The 6223-nt window shown below is 73.8% G+C and carries 9 protein-coding genes; 7 read left to right on the top strand and 2 right to left on the bottom strand.

Going from position 1 to position 6223, the window contains the following annotated elements; all coding sequences use genetic code 11:
• From ACXVGS_RS12680 to ACXVGS_RS12665, 4 genes are all read left to right on the top strand, one after another.
• Window positions 1-253, top strand: a 253-nt coding sequence (locus ACXVGS_RS12680; protein ID WP_458537012.1) for an HNH endonuclease signature motif containing protein, incomplete at its 5' end; no start/stop codon positions are given.
• A gap of 212 nt (window positions 254-465) precedes the next feature.
• Window positions 466-729 carry a phosphoribosyl-ATP diphosphatase gene (locus tag ACXVGS_RS12675; protein WP_331109596.1) on the top strand — a complete coding sequence of 88 codons (264 nt, stop codon included), beginning with the start codon at window positions 466-468 and terminating at the stop codon, window positions 727-729.
• 44 nt (window positions 730-773) lie between these two features.
• Window positions 774-1622: an ATP phosphoribosyltransferase gene (gene hisG, locus ACXVGS_RS12670; protein ID WP_141788586.1), complete on the top strand. Its 849-nt coding sequence runs from the start codon at window positions 774-776 to the stop codon at window positions 1620-1622.
• 11 nt (window positions 1623-1633) lie between these two features.
• Window positions 1634-2101, top strand: coding sequence for a PH domain-containing protein (locus ACXVGS_RS12665; protein WP_458530783.1), 468 nt, complete (start codon window positions 1634-1636; stop codon window positions 2099-2101).
• Window positions 2102-2173: 72 nt separating this feature from the next.
• On the opposite strand, the gene ACXVGS_RS12660 is transcribed toward ACXVGS_RS12665, so the two are convergent.
• Together ACXVGS_RS12660 and ACXVGS_RS12655 are read right to left on the bottom strand one after the other, a co-directional pair.
• Window positions 2174-3388 carry an MFS transporter gene (locus ACXVGS_RS12660; protein ID WP_458530784.1) on the bottom strand — a complete coding sequence of 405 codons (1215 nt, stop codon included), beginning with the start codon at window positions 3386-3388 and terminating at the stop codon, window positions 2174-2176.
• A 50-nt stretch (window positions 3389-3438) separates the two neighbouring features.
• Window positions 3439-4599 (bottom strand): FUSC family protein, encoded by a 1161-nt coding sequence (locus tag ACXVGS_RS12655; RefSeq protein WP_458530785.1) that lies wholly within the window; start codon window positions 4597-4599, stop codon window positions 3439-3441.
• Between the two features lie 168 nt (window positions 4600-4767).
• On the opposite strand from ACXVGS_RS12655, the gene ACXVGS_RS12650 reads away from it, so the two are divergent.
• From ACXVGS_RS12650 to ACXVGS_RS12640, 3 genes are all read left to right on the top strand, one after another.
• Window positions 4768-5037, top strand: a complete 270-nt coding sequence (locus ACXVGS_RS12650; protein WP_458530786.1) for a hypothetical protein — start codon at window positions 4768-4770, stop codon at window positions 5035-5037.
• A gap of 5 nt (window positions 5038-5042) precedes the next feature.
• Window positions 5043-5261 carry a hypothetical protein gene (locus ACXVGS_RS12645; RefSeq protein ID WP_458530787.1) on the top strand — a complete coding sequence of 73 codons (219 nt, stop codon included), beginning with the start codon at window positions 5043-5045 and terminating at the stop codon, window positions 5259-5261.
• 68 nt (window positions 5262-5329) lie between these two features.
• Window positions 5330-6217 carry an NmrA family NAD(P)-binding protein gene (locus ACXVGS_RS12640; RefSeq protein WP_458537011.1) on the top strand — a complete coding sequence of 296 codons (888 nt, stop codon included), beginning with the start codon at window positions 5330-5332 and terminating at the stop codon, window positions 6215-6217.
• Window positions 6218-6223 lie beyond the last annotated feature (6 nt).

The raw sequence follows: 6223 nt of genomic DNA, 5'->3' as shown, positions 1-6223 counted from the left end.
TCTCGGCCGCCAGAGAAGGTTGTTCTCCCCGGCCCAGCTGAGGTACCTCTGGCTCCGCGACGGCGGCTGCACCATCCCGGGCTGCCACGCCCCGCCCTGGTGGTGCGACGGGCACCACGTCATCCACTGGGCCAACGGCGGCCCCACCTACGTCGGCAACGCCGCCTTGCTCTGCGGGCGGCACCACACGATCGTCCACCAGCGCGGCTGGACCGCCACCGTGACCGCGACCGGGGTCACCTGGCACACCTGACGTGCCCGCACCGCACCCGGCCCGGAACCGGCCGGGCCGGCGGCATGCCCGGAGGTCCGTGGTCAACGACTTGCGGCAGCGCGCAATGCAGCCCGGGGCGCTGGGAGGTGGGCGACACGGCATACCGAGCACCACGTGGGGGCGAGGGCGCGGGAGCAGCGGCGTGGACGCGGCGGACGGCGGGCACGCGACGGCACGTACCCTTGTGCCCCGTGAAGACCTTCGACCAGTTGTATGCCGAGCTGACCGACAAGGCTGCCACGCGCCCCGAGGGCTCGGGCACCGTTGCCGCGTTGGACGCCGGCGTCCATGCGATTGGCAAGAAGATCGTCGAGGAGGCCGCCGAGGTGTGGATGGCCGCCGAGCATGAGGGCCATGAGCGCACTGCCGAGGAGATCAGCCAGCTCCTCTACCACCTGCAGGTGCTCATGGTCGCCTCCAAGATCACGCTCGACGACGTCTACTCCCACCTCTGACCGGCCGCGCTCACGGCGCGCCGCTGCACCCGAAAAGGCCTCCCATGCTTCGTATCGCCGTCCCCAACAAAGGGTCCCTGTCCGAGTCCGCCGCCGACATGCTCCGCGAGGCGGGCTACCGCGGCCGGCGTGACTCCAAGGAGCTCGTCCTCACCGACGCCGCCAACGACGTCGAGTTCTTCTTCCTGCGCCCGCGCGACATCGCGGTCTACGTCGGCTCCGGCACCCTCGACGTCGGCATCACCGGACGCGACCTGCTGCTCGACTCCGGCAGCCCGGCGGTCGAGGTGATGGCGCTCGGGTTCGCCGCGTCCACGTTCCGGTTCGCCGCCAGGCCCGGGGTGGCCAGCAGCGTCCAGGACATCGACGGCAAGCGTGTGGCGACCAGCTACGCCGGCCTGGTCCAGAGCCACCTCGCCGACCACGGGGTCGGTGCGCAGGTCGTGCGCCTCGACGGCGCCGTCGAGACCGCCATCACCCTCGGTGTCGCCGACGTCATCGCCGACGTCGTCGAGACCGGCACCACGCTGCGCAACCAGGGGCTGGAGACCTTCGGCGAGCCGATCCTGCGCAGCGAGGCGGTGCTGATCACGCGTGAGCACAACGGTTCTGCCCAGCCGGCGGTCGACGTGCTGTGCCGCCGGCTGCAGGGCGTCCTCACCGCCCGCAGCTACGTGATGATGGACTACGACGTGCGCGTCGAGCTGGTCGAACAGGCCTGCGCACTCACCCCCGGCCTGGAGTCGCCGACCGTGTCGCCGCTGCACGACAAGGGTTACGTCGCCGTGCGCTCGATGGTCCCGCGGCACCTGACCAACCGGGTGATGGACGAGCTCTACGAGCTCGGCGCCCGCGCGATCCTGGTCACCGACATCGCCGCCTGCCGGCTCTGACGGGCACCAGCGTGGATCAACCCAAGGCCGACCCGTATGCCGTGTTCCGTCCCCGCCGCGGACGGCGGGTCGCGCTCGTGGCCGCCGTCCTGTCGGTGCTGATCTTCACCATCGGCGCGATCTCGTTGCCCGGCAAGGACGTGCTCTATGGCGGGTGGGGCTTCGGCGACCGGATGCTGCTCGTGGGCACCGGGTTCGCGGTGGCGTTCCTCATGTGGCGCTACGCCACGATCCGGGCGGTGCCCACGCGTGAGGGCCTGACCGTGCGCAACCTGGTCCTGACCCGCCGCCTGGAGTGGGCACAGATCGTGCGGGTGCAGTTCGGCGGGGGAGCGCCGTGGGTCAGCCTCGACCTCGACGACACCGACACCGTTGCGGTCATGGCGATCCAGAAGGCCGACGGGGCGTTCGGCCAGGCGGAGGCCGGCCGGCTCTCGGCGCTGGTGCAGGTGCATGGCGCCCGGTTCGACGCCGACTGACGACACCGGCTGACGACACCCACTGACGACACCGACCGACCACACCGGCTGACCACACCGGCTGACGCCGGATCAGGGGGTGCGGGCGCGCCCTGGCCGCATGAGCAGGACCAGGCCGGCCTGCACCACCATCAGGGTCGCGAGCACCAGCCACGTCGCGTGGAACCCGTGCGTCAGGTCGCGCACCGCGCCCATCGACGCCGGCCCGAACGAGGCGACCGTGTAGCTGACGAAGAAGGCCATGGCGGCCAGCCGGCCGCTGCCCGCCGGTGTGGCCGAGTAGTCCACGAGCAGTACCAGGCCGAGGGCGAACGCCGCGCCCTGCCCGAGGCCGAGCAGGGTGACCCACACCCACGCCCCCGACTCCGGCGCGAGCAGCAGACCCAGCAGGCCGAGGAGACCGAGGACGGCGGCCGGCATCAGCAGCGCGCGGTGGTCGTGGATCCGGTCGGTCAGCGCGGGGGCGACAAGCCCCGAGACGAGCTGGGCGGCGCTGAACACCGACAGCAGGTAGCCGGCTGTGCCGGGCGACCAGCCGCGGTCGACGTACGACGGCGCGATCCACGCCAGGCAGCTGTAGAACTCGAACGACTGCACGGTGAGGTAGCCCGCGACCAGCCAGGCCGTCGGGTGCCGCCACGGCAGCCCGTGGCCACCCTCGTCCACGGGCGGGTTCGCGGACCGGTGCCGGGCCGCCCGGGCCGCGACCGGTGCCCAGGCCAGCGTGCCGACCAGCGCGATGACGCTCCAGGAGGCCAGCGAGGCCTGCCAGCTGCCGAGCCACCCCTGCAGCGGCACGGCCAGGGCCGACGACGCGGCCGCGCCGCCCATCATGGCGAACATGTAGAGCCCGGTGACCAGGCCTGCCCGCTGGGGTGGGAACAGTGCCTTGACCAGCCGGGGGAGCAGGGTGCCCCCGATGGCGATACCCACCCCGGCGACGAACGTGCCGAGGTAGAGCGCCCACACCTGCGATCCCGCCAGCCGGCACAGCGTCCCGAGCCCGACGCAGACGACGGCCAGCTCGACCGACAGCGCCGCGCCGATCCGTGCCCCGAGCCGCTGGGCCACCGGGGCGAAGAGCCCCATGCACAGCACGGGCAGCGTCGTCAGGGCGCCCATCCAGGCGTTGGACAGGTCCAGGTCCTCGGCGATGGTTCGGGCCAGCGGCGGGACGCTGGCGATGGAGGTGCGCAGGTTGGCCGCGACGGCGACGAGCGCCAGCGCCATCAGCCAGACGGGGGCAAGGGTCCGCGTCGACGCGGTGGAGGTGGTCGTGGTGGACATCGCCGCCAGTCTCGCAGCCTGGCTGGGTCGGTCAGCGCTCGCCTGCGACTTCAGTGCTCGCTCTCGACGAAGTCGTCCTCGAGCGCGTCGACCGACACCGGCACCCGGGCCCGTGCCTCGGTGTACGTCAGCCCGGTCAGCATGAGCAGGTCGACGACGGTCGAGCGCACCTGCGCACGGATCACCTCGGCCGACAGGGTCGGGTGCGGCGCGACCTGCGCGCTGGCCCGGCCCAGCCGCGACAGGTCGGCGCGCGCCCCCTCGGGCAGCCGGCGCTCCTCCAGTTCGTCGGAGATGCGTTGCGTCACGGTCGCCAGCGCCTCGATGAGGTCGACGTATGCCGGCGGCACCTCCTCGGTGCGCCACACCGCCACGGCGGCTCGGCGCACCAGCACCCGCACGTTGCGGATCGCCCGGTCGAGCGGTTCCAGCAGGTCGGCGATGGCCTGCACTGCGGGCAGGTGCCGGCGGCGGAACGGCGACAGCCGCACCACGGCGATCCCCTCGGCGGAAAGGGAGCGCAGCTCGTCGAGCGCGCTCTCGGAGCGGCGGGCACGTTCGAGCGTGGCACCGGCGAGCTCGCTGTTGCCGTCGCGCAGGGCCTGGGCGGTCTCGCCGAGGATGAGCGCGATCTCGGTGACCACCTTCGCGGCCTGCTGGCGGGGGCGGCGCAAGGGCGCAGCCGGGGCGATGGTGGCGGCCAGCAGGGCGATCGCCCCGCCCAGCACAGCGTCGAGCCAGCGGGAGAACGCCGCCCCCGGCTGGGCCAGCAGGGTCATGACCACGACCGACTGCACCCCGGCCTGGGTCACGATGAGCAGCCCGGCCCCGAGCAGCACGGCCGCGGACATCGCGATGATGACGACCACGGCGATCTGCCAGACGCCGGAGCCGAAGAAGTGGACGAAGACGTCGCCGAAGAAGACGCCGATGGCCACGCCGGCGGTCACCTCGACCACCCGGCGCAGCCGCTGGCCGAAGGTCAGGCCCAGGCAGATCATCGCCGTGACCGGGGCGAAGAACGGGGTCTGGTGGTGCAGGACCACCCGCGCGGCCCACCAGGCGAACGCGGCGGCGAGAGCGCACTGCACGATGAAGAAGAAGCGTGAGCGCAGCCGCTCGGTCCGCCGTTGCAGCGACTCCCGCGACCGCTTGGCCGCACGCGGCCCCAGCGCGGCGCCCCGCTCCCGCCACAGCTCCAGTGAGGACATGCGACCACCCTAGGGGCGCAGTGCCGCCGACGGCCGATCCGCTGGTCCCGGTTCCGCGTCAGGCAGGTGACCTGCGCGGATTCGCGGCGCGGACCCCTACCGCCGGGCGGCCGGGAGGGACTATGGTCCCGGGATACACCGGCGGGGGAACGTCGTGTGAGGAGAGCAGTGATCCCGTCCGACGGCACGCCCCTGAGGGGGCGTCATGCCCAGCAGCACCCCGATCGTGACCACCTCGTGCGGATGGTGGCCGCCTGCCTGTCGGCGGGCCTGGTGACCGTGGCCGAGGTCAGTGGCCGCAGCGAGGCCCAGGTGCGCGCCCTCATCGCCGAGCGCACGCCGCACCTGCACCTGCTCGACGAGCGCCGCCCGGTGACCGGACGACCGCCGGGCCCCGCGCCGGACGCCGACGCAGACGGCACCGCCCGGGCGAGCTGAGTCGCATGGCCCACGCCGACCGCCACACGATGCCCCTGCTGGCCCGGGTCGCCGCCGCGATCCGGCACCGCGACGAGGCCGAGCTGAGCGCGTTGCGCCCGGTGATCTGGGCGCTGGCCACCGGCGCGGTCCGGCGCGAGGAGCTCGCCGGGCTGACCCTGGCCCAGGCGCTCGACCGCGTGCTGGAGCGCCAGCCGCGCCGCCGCTGGGCCGACCGCCGCTGAGCGAAGCCGGCCCGCGTTGGCAGGTTCTGCCGACGACCGGTGTGCCCGCGCCGCCTTGGATGGCCGGTATGCCGCGCCCGCACCTCCAGCCCGCCGACCCCGACACGAACAGCGACACCAGCCCACGCGTGCTCGTGGTGGGCGCAGCCGGCAAGACCGGTCTGGCGGTCAGCCGGGCGCTGGCCGCCCGCGGCGTGACGGTCCGGGCACTGGTGCGCACCGGCGCCCGACGACCGGACGTCCTGCGTGCCGGTGCCGCCGAGGTCGCCGTCGCCGACCTGGCCTCCGGCAAGGGGCTCGGGGCAGCCGTGTCCGGCGTGGACGCCGTCTACCACCTGGCCCCCAACGTCCACCCCGACGAGGTCGGGATCGCGCGCCGCGTGGCCACGGCCGCGGTCGCCGCCGGGGTGACCCGCCTGGTCCTGCACTCCGTGCTGCACCCGCACGACCGCTCCATGCCGCACCACCTGCGCAAGGCCGACGCCGAGGAGGTGGTGCGCGTGGTGGTGCCCTCGTGGACGGTCCTGCAGCCCGCGGCATACCTGCAGAACCTGCTCCCGTCCGCCCGGCAGGGGAGCCTGGCGGTGCCCTACTCCCCGGATGCGCCGTTCACGTTCGTCGACCTCGAGGACGTCGCGCAGGTGGCCGCCACGGTGCTGACCCGGCCGGGCCACGAGCGGGCCACCTACGAGCTGGCCGGCGACCTGACGTCGGTGCGCGGCCTCGCCGCGGAGGCCTCCGCGGTGCTCGGGCACCCGGTGCGGGCCGTCGGCACCGACCCGGCGGCGTGGGCGGCCGGACCCGGCCGGGAGCTTCCCGCGCAGGCGCGCGAGGACCTGCTGGCGATGTTCGCGGCCTATGACCGCCGCGGCCTGGCCGGCAGCGCCACGGTGCTGACCCACCTGCTCGGGCGCCACCCCACCACCTGGGCCGAGGTGCTGCGCCGGGAGGGGTGAGCTCGG

It is taken from the genome of Oryzihumus sp., assembly GCF_054325275.1.
The sequence above is the reverse complement of the archived record's forward strand: the minus strand, read 5'-3'. Positions and strand labels throughout refer to the sequence as shown.